This is a genomic window from Mesorhizobium sp. M0862 (assembly GCF_040319795.1).
Lineage (GTDB): Bacteria > Pseudomonadota > Alphaproteobacteria > Rhizobiales > Rhizobiaceae > Mesorhizobium.
Map to the genome: position 1 here is coordinate 187227 of NZ_JAMYOJ010000008.1, position 16576 is coordinate 203802.

The 16576-nt window shown below is 63.5% G+C and carries 15 protein-coding genes; 6 read left to right on the plus strand and 9 right to left on the minus strand.

Annotation, left to right across the window (positions count from 1 at the left end):
- Nucleotides 1-3 precede the first annotated feature (3 nt).
- A complete protein-coding gene (locus NKI15_RS14985) occupies nt 4-720 on the minus strand; it encodes a DNA-3-methyladenine glycosylase I (RefSeq protein WP_023695415.1) in 717 nt (238 codons plus the stop codon).
- Nucleotides 721-811: 91 nt separating this feature from the next.
- Here NKI15_RS14985 and NKI15_RS14990 point away from each other — a divergent pair, with 91 nt between their 5' ends.
- Nucleotides 812-1375 (plus strand): DUF1003 domain-containing protein, encoded by a 564-nt coding sequence (locus NKI15_RS14990; protein ID WP_023688332.1) that lies wholly within the window; start codon nt 812-814, stop codon nt 1373-1375.
- Complete coding sequence (locus tag NKI15_RS14995; RefSeq protein ID WP_352514851.1) at nt 1372-1980, plus strand: DedA family protein; 609 nt, start codon at nt 1372-1374, stop codon at nt 1978-1980. Before NKI15_RS14990 ends, NKI15_RS14995 begins: the two co-directional genes overlap by 4 nt.
- A gap of 3 nt (nt 1981-1983) precedes the next feature.
- Here the strand turns inward: NKI15_RS14995 and NKI15_RS15000 are convergent, their stop codons facing one another.
- The 3 genes from NKI15_RS15000 to NKI15_RS15010 form a co-directional block, all read right to left on the minus strand.
- Complete coding sequence (locus NKI15_RS15000; protein ID WP_023688330.1) at nt 1984-2571, minus strand: hemerythrin domain-containing protein; 588 nt, start codon at nt 2569-2571, stop codon at nt 1984-1986.
- A gap of 43 nt (nt 2572-2614) precedes the next feature.
- Complete coding sequence (locus NKI15_RS15005; RefSeq protein ID WP_352514850.1) at nt 2615-2974, minus strand: diacylglycerol kinase; 360 nt, start codon at nt 2972-2974, stop codon at nt 2615-2617.
- A 75-nt stretch (nt 2975-3049) separates the two neighbouring features.
- A complete protein-coding gene (locus NKI15_RS15010) occupies nt 3050-3469 on the minus strand; it encodes a GFA family protein (RefSeq protein ID WP_023688328.1) in 420 nt (139 codons plus the stop codon).
- Between the two features lie 338 nt (nt 3470-3807).
- Here NKI15_RS15010 and NKI15_RS15015 point away from each other — a divergent pair, with 338 nt between their 5' ends.
- The 3 genes from NKI15_RS15015 (at nt 3808) to NKI15_RS15025 (ending at nt 6109) form a co-directional block, all read left to right on the plus strand.
- Entirely contained in the window at nt 3808-4878 is a 1071-nt protein-coding gene (locus NKI15_RS15015; protein ID WP_023821397.1) for a GGDEF domain-containing protein, read from the plus strand.
- 105 nt (nt 4879-4983) lie between these two features.
- Complete coding sequence (locus tag NKI15_RS15020; RefSeq protein ID WP_023667557.1) at nt 4984-5379, plus strand: MbcA/ParS/Xre antitoxin family protein; 396 nt, start codon at nt 4984-4986, stop codon at nt 5377-5379.
- Nucleotides 5339-6109, plus strand: a complete 771-nt coding sequence (locus NKI15_RS15025; RefSeq protein ID WP_023744821.1) for an RES family NAD+ phosphorylase — start codon at nt 5339-5341, stop codon at nt 6107-6109. The genes NKI15_RS15020 and NKI15_RS15025 overlap by 41 nt, the downstream gene beginning before the upstream one ends.
- Nucleotides 6110-6167: 58 nt before the next feature.
- On the opposite strand, the gene NKI15_RS15030 is transcribed toward NKI15_RS15025, so the two are convergent.
- From NKI15_RS15030 to NKI15_RS15040, 3 genes are all read right to left on the minus strand, one after another.
- Nucleotides 6168-7541 (minus strand): class II 3-deoxy-7-phosphoheptulonate synthase, encoded by a 1374-nt coding sequence (locus tag NKI15_RS15030; protein ID WP_352514849.1) that lies wholly within the window; start codon nt 7539-7541, stop codon nt 6168-6170.
- Between the two features lie 135 nt (nt 7542-7676).
- Nucleotides 7677-11174, minus strand: a complete 3498-nt coding sequence (gene mfd, locus NKI15_RS15035; protein ID WP_352514848.1) for a transcription-repair coupling factor — start codon at nt 11172-11174, stop codon at nt 7677-7679.
- A 10-nt stretch (nt 11175-11184) separates the two neighbouring features.
- Nucleotides 11185-11472, minus strand: a complete 288-nt coding sequence (locus tag NKI15_RS15040; protein WP_023681561.1) for an FAD assembly factor SdhE — start codon at nt 11470-11472, stop codon at nt 11185-11187.
- 314 nt (nt 11473-11786) lie between these two features.
- Here NKI15_RS15040 and recG point away from each other — a divergent pair, with 314 nt between their 5' ends.
- Nucleotides 11787-13895, plus strand: a complete 2109-nt coding sequence (gene recG / locus NKI15_RS15045; protein ID WP_352514847.1) for an ATP-dependent DNA helicase RecG — start codon at nt 11787-11789, stop codon at nt 13893-13895.
- Here the strand turns inward: recG and NKI15_RS15050 are convergent.
- Nucleotides 13847-14617, minus strand: coding sequence for a DUF502 domain-containing protein (locus tag NKI15_RS15050; protein ID WP_031199028.1), 771 nt, complete (start codon nt 14615-14617; stop codon nt 13847-13849). The two genes, recG and NKI15_RS15050, sit on opposite strands and share 49 nt — an antisense overlap.
- A gap of 92 nt (nt 14618-14709) precedes the next feature.
- On the minus strand, nt 14710-16533 hold the full coding sequence (glmS, locus tag NKI15_RS15055) for a glutamine--fructose-6-phosphate transaminase (isomerizing) (protein ID WP_023822965.1): 1824 nt from the start codon (nt 16531-16533) through the stop codon (nt 14710-14712).
- Nucleotides 16534-16576 lie beyond the last annotated feature (43 nt).

The following is a 16576-nucleotide window of genomic DNA, read 5'->3' on the forward strand; positions in this document are numbered from 1 at the left end:
TGATCAGTCATCGCCCATATATTCCCGCAGCGATTGCGGCGAATGGTTCTCTCCGATCGACATCGCCAGAATGCGCGAGATGTGCCGGCGCGGCAGGCCGGTTTCCTGCGCCCATTTGTTGATCTGCGCCTGAATCCTGTCGAGATCCCTCTTCGACGTCGGACTTTCGGCGATGTCGAGGCCGGCGTCACGCAAAGCCGCGACCATATCGGCCGAGATGACGAAGGCGTCCCATTGCAGCCAACGCAGGAAATACTGGCCGGTGTTGCCGCCAAGCCGGCTGCCATGCTTGCCGAGATACGCCATCAGCCCGACCTGGTCGTCGTCAGGCCACTCCGCGAGGAATTTGCCGAAACCGCCATGTTCCTTCGACACACGCTCAACGAAGGCGGCGTTGTCGCGGACGGATTTGATCTTCTGCGGGTTGCGCACAATGCGTTGATCAGCCGTCAGGTCATGCCAGAAGTCATCAGGTTGAAACAACAGCCGTTTCGGCTCGAAATGGAGAAAGGCTTCCTCGAAGCCCGGCCATTTCTGTTCGATGACGCGCCAGACGAAGCCGGCGGCAAACACCCGCTCGGCCATCGTCGACAGGATGCGATCGTCCGTAATGTCGGCAACAGCAGCATTGTCAGGCGCCGGCCCGAGCAGCGAGGTCAGCACGGCGTCGCCGCCTTTGCGTTTTGCAGCACGGGCGCGAATCTTCGCGAAATCGGGCATCCTGCATCCTCGCGCCGCGCTTTTGACGAAACGCCATCTTCCTATATGCAAACGAGGCTGCCAAGCCGATGCTTTTCCTATGGAGACATCCATGCACAAGACCGTGCCAGAACTGGCCAACCGCTGGCTGAGGCGAACGCCGGAGGGCCTCAGCGAGCTCGAGCGGCGGGTGTTGCAGAGCACTGTCGACCGCAAGCCCATCTCGCAGGATATCAACGACAGCCTCACCGGCCTTCAGGGCGCCGGCGACCGGATCGCCGATGCCATTGCCCGCATCGGCGGCTCGTGGACGTTCATCCTGTCCTTCATTGCTTTCCTGGTGCTGTGGATCGGCGCCAATTGGTGGCTGCTCGGGCGAGACTCATTCGACCCCTACCCCTTCATCTTCCTCAATCTCGTGCTGTCGATGATCGCCGCCCTGCAGGCGCCGGTGATCATGATGTCGCAGAACCGCCAGGCCGCACGCGACCGCATCGACGCCGCGCATGACTATGAGGTCAACCTCAAGGCCGAGATCGAGATCATGGCTCTGCATGAAAAGCTGGACGAACTGCGCCACAGCCAGATCATCGGCGTGCGCGAGGACATCGCGCGCCTGGCCGAACAGGTGAACCGCATAGACGAAAAAGTGTCGGGCCGGCAAACCTCTCAATGACCGGGATCGTCCATCACCTCATCGAGCAATATGGGTTGATCGCGGTTTTCCTGGGCTGTGTCGCCGAAGGCGAAAGTGCGGCCATCCTCGGCGGCTTCTTCGCCCATCAGCATGTCTTCATCCTCTGGAAGGCTTTCCTCACGGCCGCCATTGGCGCCTTCGTCGGCGACACGTTTTTCTTCATTCTCGGCCGCAGCTTTGCCGACCATCCCAGGGTGCTGAAACTGAAGGCGAGGCCCGGCTTCAACCACGCCTACCGTCTCGTCTCGTCCCATCCCAACATATTCGTCCTATCCAACCGCTACATCTATGGCCTGCGCCTGGTCGGCGGCATCGCGGCCGGTTTCGCCAGCATTTCGGTAGCGCGCTTCGTTATCCTCAACGCGGTGTCGTCGCTGGTCTGGGCGGCTTTGTTCTGCGGCATCGGCTACGTCTCCGGCCTCGGCGCCGAGCAGATGATAGGCAAGGCACTGCTCCATCACGAACGGCTGCTGATCGCGCTTGCCATAGGTCTGGGCGTCGCCATCCTTGCCTGGCTCATCGCCCGCACCGTCGCCGGCAAGGAGCGCGCCAAGGACGCCCGCGACAGCGAAACCACATCGTAAGGTTCAGTCGTCGTCCTCGACCAGAGCCCGGTCGCCGCGATCGAGGATCAGCGGGATGATGAGATCTTCCTCGTCGGCCAGATGCCGCTTCAGCATGGCGATCAGCCGGCTGTTCTCGTCCGCATAGGCGTCGGCGGCGAAGCGCTGCCTGTCCTCGCTCTCCTCGAGCGTGCGGATGAAGGCGTTCGCCGTCTCGGCGTTGCGCTCCAGCCCCTCATGAATGGTGTGATGGTCGGCATCGAGGATTTCGAAGCCGCGCTTCAGGCGCGGCTCCGCCTTGGCGAAAGCCGGGAAATATTGGTAGTCCTCGACATTGTGGTGGCCGTCGAGATTGCCGAGAAAGTGGTTCAGCCGCGGCGCGAACCAGCGCGCGAAATCCGGCGCCGTCAGCCTGCCTTCGCGATAGTCGCCAATGCCGTTGGTGAGCATGCCGCCCAGCTCTCGGAACATGTCGTGCCGCTGCAGCCACATGTGTGCCATGCCGTGGATGTTGGCGTGACCCTGCCATGTCTCGCGCGGATATTTTTCCGCCAGCCAGCGCAGGTCTTCCGGCAGGCCGGCTCTTTCAAGCAGCAGAAAATTGGCTTCCACGACGTCAGTCTCCTTTGGTGACTAACATATGGGAGCGTTCAGATCAGATCGGTAGTCCCGTGATGCGCTCAATGAGGGCGACTCCCCAGACGCCGGCGACGATAACAACCGAAATCAGCACCGCCAGCGAGCCGCAGTCCTTGGCGAGCTGGATGTCGACGTTGAACTCGCGACTGAAGGCATCGCAGGCTGCCTCGATGCCGGTGTTCAGCACTTCGACCATGATGAGCAGCAGCACCGCGCCGATCAACAGCGCGTAGCCGCGCCACGAGACCGAGACGAACCAGCCGAGCGGCAGCGCCAGCACCAGCAGCATCAGTTCCTGCTGAAATGCCCTTTCGCTGGCGGCGAGCTTGCGAAAGGCTCGCACAGAATTGAAGTAAGCACCGATCAGCCGCTGCATGCCGCATCCCCTTCGAATCACCGGCAGGGGATATCGCAATGGCTGGATCAAGGGAATAAGGCAGCCGCCGCAAAATCACTCCTCCGCAACCTTGATCGTCGGCGTCGACTTCTCGAACTGCGGCAGTCCATCGTCGATCGTATAGTAGTCGCCCTTGTCGCCGACAAAGATGTGGCATTGGCCTTGGAGTCCGGTCGGGTTGTCGAACGATCCGGCCAGAACTGAGACATAGGCATCCTGACCCGGCTTCCAGAACAGCACCGAGCCGCAGATCTTGCAAAAGCCGCGCTTGGCGAAGGAAGACGATTCGTACCAGCTGATGTTGTCGGCGCCGGTTATCGTGATGTCGCCGTCGGCGACGTTGGTCGCGGCGTAAAAATGCCCGCTCTGCTTGCGGCACTGCGAACAGTGGCAATAAATGACGCCGCGCAACGGCCCTCGCGTCTGGAAACGCACGGCTCCACACAGGCAAGATCCGCTGTGGTTGTTGCTCATCCCTACCTCCACCAGCCATCGTCCAGGGCTTCGCCGCTGGCCGAGAGGATTTCAGTTTTGCCGCAGCCGGGCACCGGCAAATGCGACATGGGGTGGCCGCGTTCGGACCTGACCTCAGGATCTTTGCAAACCATTTCTGCAGCCTGCGGTAGAACGGACGCGTTACCTGGCGGCACATTAAGGAAACTTTAGCGCCGGCGCATCTATGGTCGTTGCCAAGCGAATGTCGCGATTGGGGACGTGTCTTTCGCAGGATGATCCGAAATACGGCTGGCACTCTCCGGTCGGCGGCATCTCGCACGGTCTGCGATGGTTCCCAGAGGCAGAGTGAACAGAACATGCAGCCGGCAGCCGTCCAGACCGACCGAAACAGCGACATTGCAACAGCCGTTGTGGCGACCATGCGTCAGCTCGGCGTGCTTGGCCTGCCGCGCAATTACGAAATCTTCTACGAAGCACTGAAAGGCGCCAATCGCGAACTCGGCCTGGCCGTCGTCGCGCTGGGCAACCAGCCGACGCAGGACGATCTCGACCGCATCGGCCGCGCTTTCTTTGCCCAGCATCACGGTCCCGGCATTGTCGAGCAGGCGCGCGACGTGCTGGCCAGGGAACTCGAGGACATCGCCTTGCTGCTGCGCAGCGAACGTAGCCATATCGAGAAATACGGCAAGATCCTCGATGAGACGTCGAGTGGCCTCGCCAACCGCAGCCTGCTTTCGCAGGATCTGCTGCAGAAGGTCGCCAGCGCCATGGCGGCAGCCACCAACTCGACCCTCGACCACGGCAAGCAGGTTGCAACCACGCTGAGCGACAAGACGGCGGAACTGGAGAGCGTCAAGTCGAAGCTTGAGGAGTACAAGCGGCTCGCCGACACCGACCCCTTGACCCATATCTGGAACCGCCGCGCCTTCGACAAGCAAATCACGGCGATTTACACCTCCAACAAGGGGATCCTGTTCAACGCCCTGATCCTTGCCGACATCGACCATTTCAAGGGTGTCAACGATCGCTACGGCCACCCGGTCGGCGACAAGATCATCCAGATCGTCGCTGAAATCTTCCAGACCAGCATCCGTGAAGACATGTTCGTTGCCCGCACCGGCGGGGAGGAATTCGCGCTGATCGTCGAGGGCGCCAGCGAGGATACCACTTACGAGATCGCCGAACGCATCCGCGTGCTGATCGAACAGACGCCGTTCACCAGCAGCCAGACCGGCGCCAATTACGGCACGGTGACCGTTTCCATGGGCATCTGCATGGCTTCCGAAGCGGAAAGCCCGGAGGATCTTTACACCAAGGCGGACCGGGCGCTCTACCGCTCCAAGGTTGGCGGGCGCAACCGCGTCACCCGGCACTCGACAATGGCCGGCCGCACCGGCAAGAACTGGCTGCTATACAAGAAAGACTGACGCTTCGGCGTGCAGCTAATTCCCGGGCGCAGGCAAATTTATCGGATCCCGCCTCTTTCCATATGAATTTCAGTGGACTATATTTTCCATGGAAAGAGAGAGGCCATGTCTGTTACACAACCCAATGCCGCCCCTGATCTCACCGCGACGGCGGCCGAAAACGCGGTTCTGACCAAGGCCACGCTGCGTGCCGCCGAACTCCTGGATATAACCGCCAGGGTGCTTGCGTCGATCATCGGCGTCTCGGAAGCCACGGTTTCACGCATGCGCAGGCAGGAATTCCTGCTGGAGCGCGGCACCAAGCCGTTCGAACTCGCGGTGCTGTTCGTGCGGCTGTTCCGTTCGCTCGATGCCATTGTCGGCGGTGACGAGACGATAGCCCGGGCATGGCTGAAGAACGCCAACACGGCTTTCGATGGCAGCCCGCTTGAAAAGATCCTCACCATTACCGGGCTTGTCGATGTCATTGCCTATCTGGACTCCCGACGCGCTCTCGTCTGAAGCCGTCCGGCTCGACGGCAAATACTGGCGCATGGTCGAGGCGCAGCACCGCGTCTCGACGCTGAAGATCGTCGACACGCTGGACGAACAGGCGCTGCTCGAGGATCTGATCGAGGAGACCAAGCCGCAGATCCCCATGGAATGCCGGCATCTCCACTATCTCTTGGCGACGCCCTTCCGCTACGGCTCGATCTATCCCTACGGCTCGCGCTTCCGCCGCGCCGGCCGCACCCTGGGCGTCTACTATGCGGCGGAGACGATCATGACGGCGGTCGCCGAAATGGCCTTCTACCGCCTGCTGTTCTTCGCCGATTCGCCCGACACGCCATGGCCGCGCGACGCCGCCGAATACACCGCCTTCGCCGCCGCGATCCATACCGACAATGCCATCGACCTGACGCGGCCGCCGCTCGACCGCGATCGGGCCCATTGGACGCATCCGACCGACTATGCCGCCAGCCAGGCGATTGCCGATGTCGCGCGTGAGGCTGGGCTGGAGGCGATCCGTTACCGTTCGGCGCGCGACCCGAAGGGCGTCAATGTGGCGCTGCTGACATGCCGCGGCTTTACCAAGGCCAAGCCGCTGGAGCCGCACACATGGCGCATCCGGCTAGGCTCCCTCGGCGTCCAGGGGATCTGCGAATTTCCGGAAAGGCGCATCGAGTTTTCCAGAACCGCCTTCGCCAATGATCCCCGGCTCAACGGATTGCGCTGGGAACGCGGGCGTTGATCAAACGAAAAAGCGCCGGATTTCTCTGGCGCTTATCATTTCAATTCTGAAAACGGGTTCAGCCGCTAGCCACCTGCTTGTGCTGCACCGGATGGCTCTTCTTCAAGAGATCCGACACCAGGAACGCCAGCTCGATCGCCTGGTCGGCGTTGAGGCGCGGGTCGCAATGGGTGTGGTAGCGATCCTGCAGTTCCTCTGCGGTGATGGCGCGGGCGCCGCCGGTGCATTCGGTGACGTTCTTGCCGGTCATTTCGACATGGATGCCGCCGGGATGCGTGCCTTCGGCGCGATGCACCTCGAAGAAGGTCTGGACTTCCTTGAGGATGCGGTCGAACGGCCGCGTCTTGTAGCCGGCTGCCTCGATCGTGTTGCCGTGCATCGGATCGGATGACCACACGACGCTGCGGCCTTCCTTCTGCACCGCGCGCACCAGCTTCGGCAGATGGTCGGCGACCTTGTCGGAGCCGAAGCGGGCGATCAGCGTCAGCCGGCCCGGCTCGTTCTCCGGATTGAGCAGGTCGATCAGCTCCAGCAAGCCGTCCGCCGTCAGCGACGGACCGCATTTGAGGCCGAGCGGGTTCTTGATGCCGCGGCAATATTCGACATGCGCATGGTCGGGCTGGCGGGTACGGTCGCCGATCCAGATCATGTGGCCCGACGTTGCGTACCAGTCGCCGGAGGTCGAATCGACGCGGGTCAGTGCTTCTTCATAGCCAAGCAGCAGCGCCTCGTGGCTGGTGTAGAAGTCGGTCTCGCGCAGCGCGTAATTGGTCTCGGAGGTGATGCCGACGGCCTTCATGAAGTCCATCGTCTCGGTGATGCGGTTGGCGAGCATGCCATACTTCTCGCCTTGCGGGCTGTCGGAGACGAAGCCCAGCATCCAGCGATGCACATTCTCCAGGCTGGCGTAGCCGCCTTGGGCGAAGGCACGCAGCAGGTTAAGCGTCGCCGCCGACTGGCGGTAGGCCATTTCCTGGCGGGCCGGGTCGGGAATGCGCGACTTCGGGTCGAACTCGATGCCGTTGATGATGTCGCCACGGTAGCTTGGCAGCGTCACCTCGCCCTTGGTCTCATTGTCAGACGAGCGCGGCTTGGCGAACTGGCCGGCGACACGGCCGACCTTCACCACCGGCTGCGCGCCGGCAAAGGTCAGCACCACCGACATCTGCAGGAAGACGCGGAAGAAGTCGCGGATGTTGTCGGCGCCATGTTCGGCGAAACTCTCGGCGCAATCACCGCCCTGCAGAAGGAATGCGTCGCCGGCAGCGACAGCCGCAAGCTGCTTCTTCAGCTTGCGCGCCTCACCGGCAAAAACCAGCGGCGGAAAGGTGGCGAGCTGGGCTTCCGTGTTCTTCAGCGCGGCGAGGTCCGGATAGGCAGGAACCTGCTTGATCGGCTTTGCTCTCCAAGAATTCGGCGACCATTTCGTCATCGCTGCACCCAAACGCTCTTTCCAGCAGGCTTTTGCCCGCCATTCCCGCCCCATATGGGGATGGCGGCTCCATACACGAAGCCGATTTCCTATTCTAGACCGGAATTCAAGCGCTGGCGAATGGTAGCCGGCGGGCTATGCGGCCTTCTCCACCAGCCGCGCCAGCTGGGTCATGACGACAGCCGAGCCCGCCAGACGCTTCTCGGCTGTCGGCCAGTCGCGGATGAAGACCACGCTGTGGTCGGCCCTGATCTTGGCCAGCGAGCCCTGTTCGCCGATGTACTTGACCAGCCCGACCGGGTTGGAAAACTCGCGCTTGCGGAAATGGATGACGACGCCCTTGGGGCCGGCATCGAGCTTTTCGACATTGGCCCTGCGGCAGAGTGCCTTGATGAAGACGATCTTGAGCAGATGCTTCACTTCCTCCGGCAGCGGGCCGAAGCGGTCGATCAGCTCGGCGCCGAAAGCATCGATCTCCTCGGTGTTTTCGAGATCGCCAAGGCGGCGGTAGAGCGCCAGCCTGAGCTGAAGGTCCGGCACGTAGCTTTCCGGGATCATGACAGCCGTGCCGACAGCGATCTGCGGCGACCAGCCGCCGTCCTGGACCTCGCCGGAATCCTTCACCTCGGCCACCGCCTCCTCCAGCATCTGCTGGTAGAGCTCGAATCCGACCTCCTTGATATGACCGGATTGCTCTTCGCCCAGAAGGTTGCCGGCGCCCCTGATGTCGAGGTCGTGGCTGGCGAGCTGGAACCCGGCGCCAAGCGTGTCCAGCGACTGCAGCACCTTCAGCCGGCGCTCGGCCGTGTCGGTGAGCTTGCGGTTGGCCGGCAGCGTGAACAACGCATATGCCCGCACCTTGGAACGGCCGACGCGGCCGCGCAGCTGGTAGAGCTGCGACAGGCCGAACATATCGGCGCGATGGATGATCAGCGTGTTGGCGGTCGGAATGTCGAGCCCGGACTCGACGATGGTGGTCGACAACAGCACGTCGTACTGGCCGTCATAGAAGGCGTTCATGATGTCGTCGAGTTCGCCCGGCGGCATCTGGCCATGGGCCACCGCCACCTTCAGCTCGGGGACGGATTCGCGCAGGAAGTCATGGATTTCGGCGAGATCGCTGATGCGCGGAACGACATAGAAGGAATGGCCGCCGCGATAGCGTTCGCGCAGCAGCGTCTCGCGGATGACCAGCGGGTCGAAAGGCGAGATGAAGGTGCGCACCGCCATGCGGTCGATCGGCGGCGTGGCGATCAGCGACAGTTCGCGCACGCCGGTCAAGGCAAGCTGCAGCGTGCGCGGGATCGGCGTCGCCGACAGCGTCAGCACGTGGACGTCGGTCTTGAGGTCCTTCAGCCGTTCCTTGTGCTTGACGCCAAAATGCTGCTCCTCGTCGATGATCAGCAGGCCGAGATTCTTGAACGAGATCGCCGACCCGAGCAGTGCATGGGTGCCGATGACGATGTCGACCTGCCCCTCGGCGATGCCTTTCTTGGTTTCCGCCAGTTCCTTGGCGCCGACCAGCCGCGAGGCCTGGCCGACGCGGATCGGCAGGCCGGAGAAGCGCTGCGAAAAGGTCTTGAAATGCTGGCGCGACAACAGCGTCGTCGGCACCACGACCGCGACCTGGAACCCTTCCATCGCCGCGATGAAGGCGGCGCGCAACGCCACTTCCGTCTTGCCGAAGCCGACATCGCCGCAGATCAGCCGGTCCATCGGCTTGCCGGCGCCGAGATCGTCCACGACGGCATCGATCGCGCCCTGCTGGTCGTCGGTCTCCTCGTAGGGAAAGCGCGCCGAGAATTCGCCGTAAAGCCCTTCCGCCGGCACCATGGGCGGCGCGGTACGCATCTGGCGCTCGGCGGCAATGCGGATCAGCTGTCCGGCCATGTCGAGCAGGCGCTTCTTCAGCCGCGCCTTGCGCGACTGCCAGGCGCCGCCGCCGAGCTTGTCCAGCGTCGCCTCGGCTGTGTCAGAGCCGTAGCGCGACAGAAGCTCGATGTTTTCCACCGGCAGGAACAGCCGGTCGTCGCCGGCATAGTGGATTTCCAGGCAGTCATGCGGCGCGCCGACCGCCTCGATGGTGCGCAGGCCGATGAAGCGGCCAATGCCGTGATCGGCGTGGACGACGATGTCGCCGGCCGACAGCGACGAGGCCTCGGCGATGAAATCCGACGCGCGCTTCTTGCGCTTCGAGCGGCGGATCAGCCGGTCGCCCAGAATGTCCTGCTCGGCGACGACAACCAGCTGTTCGGTCTCGAAGCCGGACTCCAGCGGCAGCACGGCGAGTGCCGCCTGCCCCGGCTCGAGCTTTTCCGCCTCGGCCAGCGTCGCCACCGGCACGAGATTGCCGAGATGGTGCTCGCCCAGGATCTGGCCAAGCCGGTCGAGCGAGCCTTCGGTCCAGCCGGCGACGATGACCCGGCGGCGCGCCGCGCGCTCGTCAGCGATGTGTTTTACGACGACATCGAAGACGTTGATGTTTGGGTCAGCCCGTTCCTCGGCAAAGCTGCGGCCATGGCGCGAGCCGCCATGGAAGACCTTCTTGGCCCCGACATCGGGCGCGTCGAAGGCGGTGAAGTCGATGGCTTCGCGCGGTCCGAGCGACGCCACGAGGTTTTCCGGCGAGAGATAGAGCAGGTCCGGCGCCACCGGCTTGTACGGCACGGCGTCTTTCAACGCGGCGTCGGCCTGTTTGCGGCGCGCTTCGTAATGGTCGAGGATCAGCGTGTGACGCTCAGCCAGCGCTTCGTGCGCCAGATGGTCGAAGATGACAGGCGCATCCGGCAGATAATCAAACACTGTCTCCAGCCGCTCGTAGAACAGCGGCAGCCAGTGCTCCATGCCGGCAAAGCGTCGCCCTTCGCTCACCGCCGCATAAAGGCCGTCGTCGCGCTGCGGCGCGCCAAAGGCTTCGATATAGGAGCGGCGGAAGCGGCTGATGGTTTCGGGGGTCAGCGCCACTTCACTCATCGCCTGCAGCGCCATCGACTTGCGCTGGCCGGTGGTGCGCTGCGTGGCGGCGTCGAAGACGCGGATCGATTCCAGCGTGTCGCCGAAGAAATCGAGCCGCAGTGCTTCCGTCCAGCCGGGTGCGTAGAGGTCGAGGATGCCGCCGCGCACGGCGAATTCGCCGATACCGCGCACCGTCGGCACCCGCTCGAAGCCGGAAATCTCCAGCCGGGACACCAGCGCGTTCATGTCGATCTGGTTGCCGGGCTTTGCGTGGAAAGTCTGCGCTTCGACCAGATCGGCCGGCGGAATGCGCTGCAGCAGCGCATTGGCAGTGGTCAGGATGACCGCGCGATGCGGCTTTTTTGCCAGCGCGATCATCGCCGTCAGGGCGTCGAGCCGCTTGGCAGCGGCATCGGAGCCTGGCGAAACGCGGTCATAGGGCAGGCAATCCCAGGCCGGCAACTCCAGCACCGGCAGGCCGGGGGCGGCAAAGGTCAGCGCCTCGATGATCGACGGCAGGCGCTGGCCGTCGCGCGCCACGAACAGCACCGGTTTGTCAGGCGCAATCTCATGGATCGCCTGCACCAGCGCAAAGGCTTCGTAGCCATCGGCAACGCCGTCGACGATGAACTGGCCGGCATGGCCTTTCGGCAGACCGATTTTGGGAATGAGGCTCATGGTTGCACGTTTAAAATGTCATGGTCCGGCGCGATGCCAGGATCTTTTGCAGGACGGCACAGTCGATATTCCTGGGAACCGGGCGTTCGCCGGTGACCATGGGCAGGAATTCGGTGTCGGGAATGTCGAGCAGCCTTTCATATTGGTCGATTTCATCGCCGGTCAAGGCGCCGATCTCGTTGTCGGCAAACGTACCGAGGATAAGGTCCATCTCGCGCATCCCGCGATGCCAGGAGCGGAACAACAGCTTGCGGCGCCTGATATCCAGCCCCTCGCTTGATCGTTTCGTCCCGGTCATCGTGCCGCATCCTTGCTTGGTGCGGCGCATATAGCGTGGATAGAGGGCGGTGTCAGCCTTGCAACGCACGGGTGGGCGGCTAAACATCCCGGGTGTGAAGAACACTCCTGACAACGCTGGTGCCGGACACCACCCGCACTTCACCCTCCCCCTTGTGGGGAGGGTCGGCGAGCACGCTTCGCAAAGCGAAGCGAGTGAGACGGGGTGGGGGTGCGGCGCTGACCTACCGACTTCCTCGAAAGTTAGACGCGCACCTACCCCCACCCCGCTCCGCTTCGCGGATCGACCCTCCCCACAGGGGGGAGGGTAAAGGCATGCGCCCCTCCCTCCTCGACCCTCTCTTCGTCCCCATCACTTCGCTTGCCGGCGTCGGCCCCAAGGTTGGCGCTCTGATCGAGAAGGTGGTGGCGGCCGATCTCGGCGAACGGCCGGCGCGCGCGGGCGACCTGTTGTTCGTGCTGCCGCACACCGTCATCGACCGTCGCAATCGTCCCGGCATCGCGCTTGCGCCGGCCGGCGCCATCGTCACGCTCGACGTGCGCATCGACCGCCACCAGCCGCCGCCGCGCGGCAACCGGTCGGTGCCTTACCGCGTCTATGCCCATGACGACACCGGCGAGATCGGCCTGATCTTCTTCCACGCCCATGCCGCCTATCTCGAAAAGGCGATGCCGGTGGGCGAGCATGTCGTCGTCTCCGGCCGCATGGAGTGGTTCAACGGCCGCCCGACCATGGTCCATCCCGACCATATCGCCCTGGTGAGCGAGGCGGAAACACTGCCGCTGGTCGAACCGGTCTATCCGCTGACCGCCGGCCTGTCGGGCAAGGTGCTGCGCCGCGCCATCGGCCAGGCGCTCGGCCGGCTGCCGGAATTGCCGGAATGGCAGGACGGCGCCTTCATGCGCAAGCAGACTTTCCCCGCCTTCGCCGACGCGCTCGCCCGCATCCACTATCCCGCGGACCCGATCGATGTCGCCATCGAGGGGGTGGCATGGCGCCGCCTTGCCTATGACGAGCTTCTCGCCGGCCAAGTCTCGCTGGCATTGGTGCGGGCAAAAGTGCGCCGGCTGTCGGGCCGGCCGCTCATCGGCGACGGTCGCATCGTCGAGAAACTGCGCGCAGCCCTGCCGTATTCATTGACCGGCAGCCAGGAATTCGCGCTTGCCGAAATCAATGCCGATCTGGCCGACCCCGATCGCATGCTGCGCCTGCTGCAAGGCGATGTCGGCTCCGGCAAGACGGTAGTGGCGCTGCTGGCCATGGGGCGCGCAGTCGAGGCCGGCGGCCAGGCGGCCTTGATGGCGCCGACCGAAATCCTGGCGCGCCAGCATCTGGCGACAATCACGCCGCTGGCCGAACAGGCCGGCCTGCGCGTCGCTATCCTGACCGGCCGCGAAAAGGGCCGCGAACGCACTGAAACGCTATCAGGTCTCGCCAGCGGCGAGATCGACATCGTCGTCGGCACCCATGCGCTGTTCCAGGAAACGGTGACCTATCACGACCTCGTCTTTGCCGTGGTCGACGAGCAACACCGCTTCGGCGTCCACCAGCGGCTTGCCATCACCGCCAAGGGCGACGCCCCCGACATGCTGGTGATGACGGCGACGCCGATCCCGCGCACTCTGGTGCTGACCGCCTTCGGCGACATGGACGTCTCCAAGCTGACGGAAAAGCCGGTTGGCCGCCAGCCGATCCGCACCGTCACGCTGCCGCTGGAACGGCTGGACGAGCTGGTCGGGCGCATGCTTGATGCCGTTGCCGACGGCCAGAAGATCTACTGGATCTGCCCGCTGGTCGAGGAATCCGAAGAGATCAAGCTGATGTCGGCCGAGGACCGTTTTGCCTCGCTGCAGCCCTTGTTCGGCGATCGCATCGGCCTCGTCCATGGCCGCATGAGGGGCGCCGAAAAGGACGAGGCGATGCGCGCCTTCAAGGCCGGCGAAACCCGCATCCTGATCGCCACCACCGTTATCGAGGTCGGCGTCGACGTGCCGGACGCCACGATCATGGTCATCGAGCATGCCGAGCGTTTTGGCCTGGCGCAACTGCACCAGCTGCGCGGCCGCGTCGGGCGCGGCGACAAGCCTTCTTCCTGCGTGCTGCTTTACAAGGACCCGCTCGGCGAGACGGCAAAGCGCCGGCTGTCGGTGATGCGCGAGACCGAGGACGGTTTCCTGATCGCCGAAGAGGATCTGAAGCTGCGCGGCGAAGGCGAATTGCTCGGCACCCGCCAGTCCGGCACGCCGGGCTTCCAGGTGGCGCGCATCGAGGTGCACGCCGACTTGCTCGAAGCAGCCCGCGACGATGCAAGGCTGATCCTGTCGCGCGACCCGGAACTACAGTCTGAGCGCGGCGAGGCGCTGCGCCTGCTGCTCTATTTGTTCGGCCGCGACGAGGCCGTACGGCTCTTGCGCGCCGGCTGAGCGCCCTCGGCGATCATCCCGCCAAGCGGCGGGTTGGCGAGATCTCCGTCGATCGGCTGGCCGTTCATAGTCACCATTTTCGGCTTGACTTCGGGCGCCACCAGCCCGGCCGAGACGATCAGCCTGGCGCCGTCCTCAATCGTCATGTCGAGCAGCACGATGTCGGATTTCGGCACGTACATCAGGAAACCGGTGGTAGGGTTCGGCGTGCACGGCATGAACACGGCGATCATCGGGTCGCCTGCATGGTCGAGCTTCTGGTTGATCTCGGTTTCCTTCTCGCTGGCGACGAACACCAGCGACCAGACGCCTTTTCGCGGATATTCGACCAGCCCGACCTGGCGGAACATATCACCCTTGTTCGAAAGCACCGTCTGGAATATCTGCTTCAGCGAACCGTAGATGCCGCGCACCAGCGGCATACGGCCAAGCAGCCGTTCGCCGAAATTGACGATCGCGCGGCCGACGATGTTGGCGGTCATGAAGCCGATCAGCGTGATCAGCACGAGCGCCACGATCAGGCCGAAGCCGGGCACCGGAAACGGCAAATAGGTGTCGGGGCTGTAGCGCGCCGGAATGTACGGCTTCACCCAGGAATCGACCCAGCCGACGAACGACCAGGCGATATAGGCGGTGATCGCCAGCGGCGCGCAGACGATAAAGCCTGTGAGGAAATAGTTCCTCAGCCGGGTCATGCCGGAAGTTCTGGGAGCATCGGACATGGTTCACCGGGGGCGCGGGTTGCAGCGCCACACTAGTGAAGCGGACGGCGCTTTGGAACTGCGAAGTTTTTAAGACCCCCGATGAGCGCCGACTACTCCACCGTCACCGATTTCGCTAGATTGCGCGGCTGGTCGACGTCGGTGCCCATGAACACGGCGGCGTAGTAGGCCAGCATCTGGATCGGCAGCGCGTAGATGATCGGCGAGATGATTTCCGGCACGTCGGGCAGGATGATCGTCTCCATCGTCTTGACGCTGACCTGCGCCGCGCCCTTGGCGTCGGTGATCAGGATGATCTTGCCGCCGCGCGCCGCCACTTCCTGCATGTTCGACACGGTCTTTTCGAAGATACGGTCATGCGGCGCGATGACGATGACCGGCATGTTCTCGTCGATCAGCGCGATAGGCCCATGCTTCAGCTCGCCCGCGGCGTAGCCCTCGGCGTGGATGTAGGAGATTTCCTTGAGTTTCAGTGCGCCTTCCATGGCCAGCGGGAAATTGGTGTCGCGGCCGAGATAGAGCACGTCCTTGTAGCGCGAGATTTCGCGCGCAATGCGCTCGATCTGCTCCTCGAGCTTGAGCACATGGTTGGCGTAGCGCGGCGCCTCCGAAAGAGCGCGCACCAGCGTCTTTTCCTCATCCTTCGAGATCGTGCCGCGGGCCACGCCGGCGCGCACCGCCAGCGAGGCCAGCACCGAGAGCTGGCAGGTGAAAGCCTTGGTCGAGGCGACGCCGATCTCTGGCCCGGCCAGCGTCGGCAGCACGACGTCGGATTCGCGCGCCATGGTCGATTCGCGCACATTGACGATGGCGCCGATCTTCATGCCCGCCTTGCGGCAATAGCGCAGCGAGGCCAGCGTGTCGGCGGTTTCGCCGGACTGCGAGATGAAGAAGGCGGCATCATCAGCGGATAATGGCATTTCGCGGTAGCGGAATTCCGAGGCGACATCGATGTCGACCGGCAGCCGCGCATAGCGCTCGAACCAGTATTTGCTGATCAGGCCGGCTAGATAGGCGGTGCCGCAGGCCGAGATCGCCAGCCGGCCGATCTTGGCGAAGTCGAACGGCAGTTCCAGCGGCTTCGACACGCCGGAGACGAAATCGACATAGTGCGCCAGCGTATGCGAAATCACTTCGGGCTGTTCATGGATTTCCTTTTCCATGAAATGGCGGCGGTTGCCCTTGTCGACCATGAAGCTGGTCGACAGTGATTGCTGGCGCTTGCGGGCAACCTCTTTGCCGTCGATGTCGAAGATGGTGACGCCATCGCGGCGCACCACCGCCCAGTCGCCGTCTTCAAGGTAGGTGATGGAATTGGTGAAGGGCGCCAGCGCGATGGCGTCGGAGCCCAGAAACATCTCGCCATCGCCATGGCCGACGGCCAGCGGCGGGCCATTGCGGGCGCCGACGATGAGGTCCTCGTCGCCGGTGAACATGATGGCCAGAGCAAAGGCGCCTTCCAGCCGCTTCAGCGCCTGATGCGCCGCCTCGATCGGCTTCAACCCCTTGGCGAGTTCGCGCGCCACCAGATGTGCTACGACCTCGGTGTCGGTCTGCGACGAGAAGGAATAGCCGTCGCGGATCAGCTCATCGCGCAACTCGGCGAAATTCTCGATGATGCCGTTGTGAACGATGGCGACGCCGTTGGAAAAATGCGGATGGGCGTTGGTCTCGTTGGGCACGCCATGGGTCGCCCATCGCGTGTGGCCGATGCCGATGGTGCCGTCGAGCGGTTCTTCCTTCAGCCGGCGTTCGAGGTTGATGAGCTTGCCTTCGGCGCGGCGGCGGCCGAGCGCACCTTTCTCGACGGTGGCGACTCCGGCGGAGTCATAGCCACGATATTCAAGCCGCTTCAAAGCATCGACAATGAGCGGCGCGACTTGGCTCTGGCCGACAATTCCGACGATACCGCACATGCGCCTGCCCCCGATTCACCTGGAAAACCAGTCCCGATGGAAA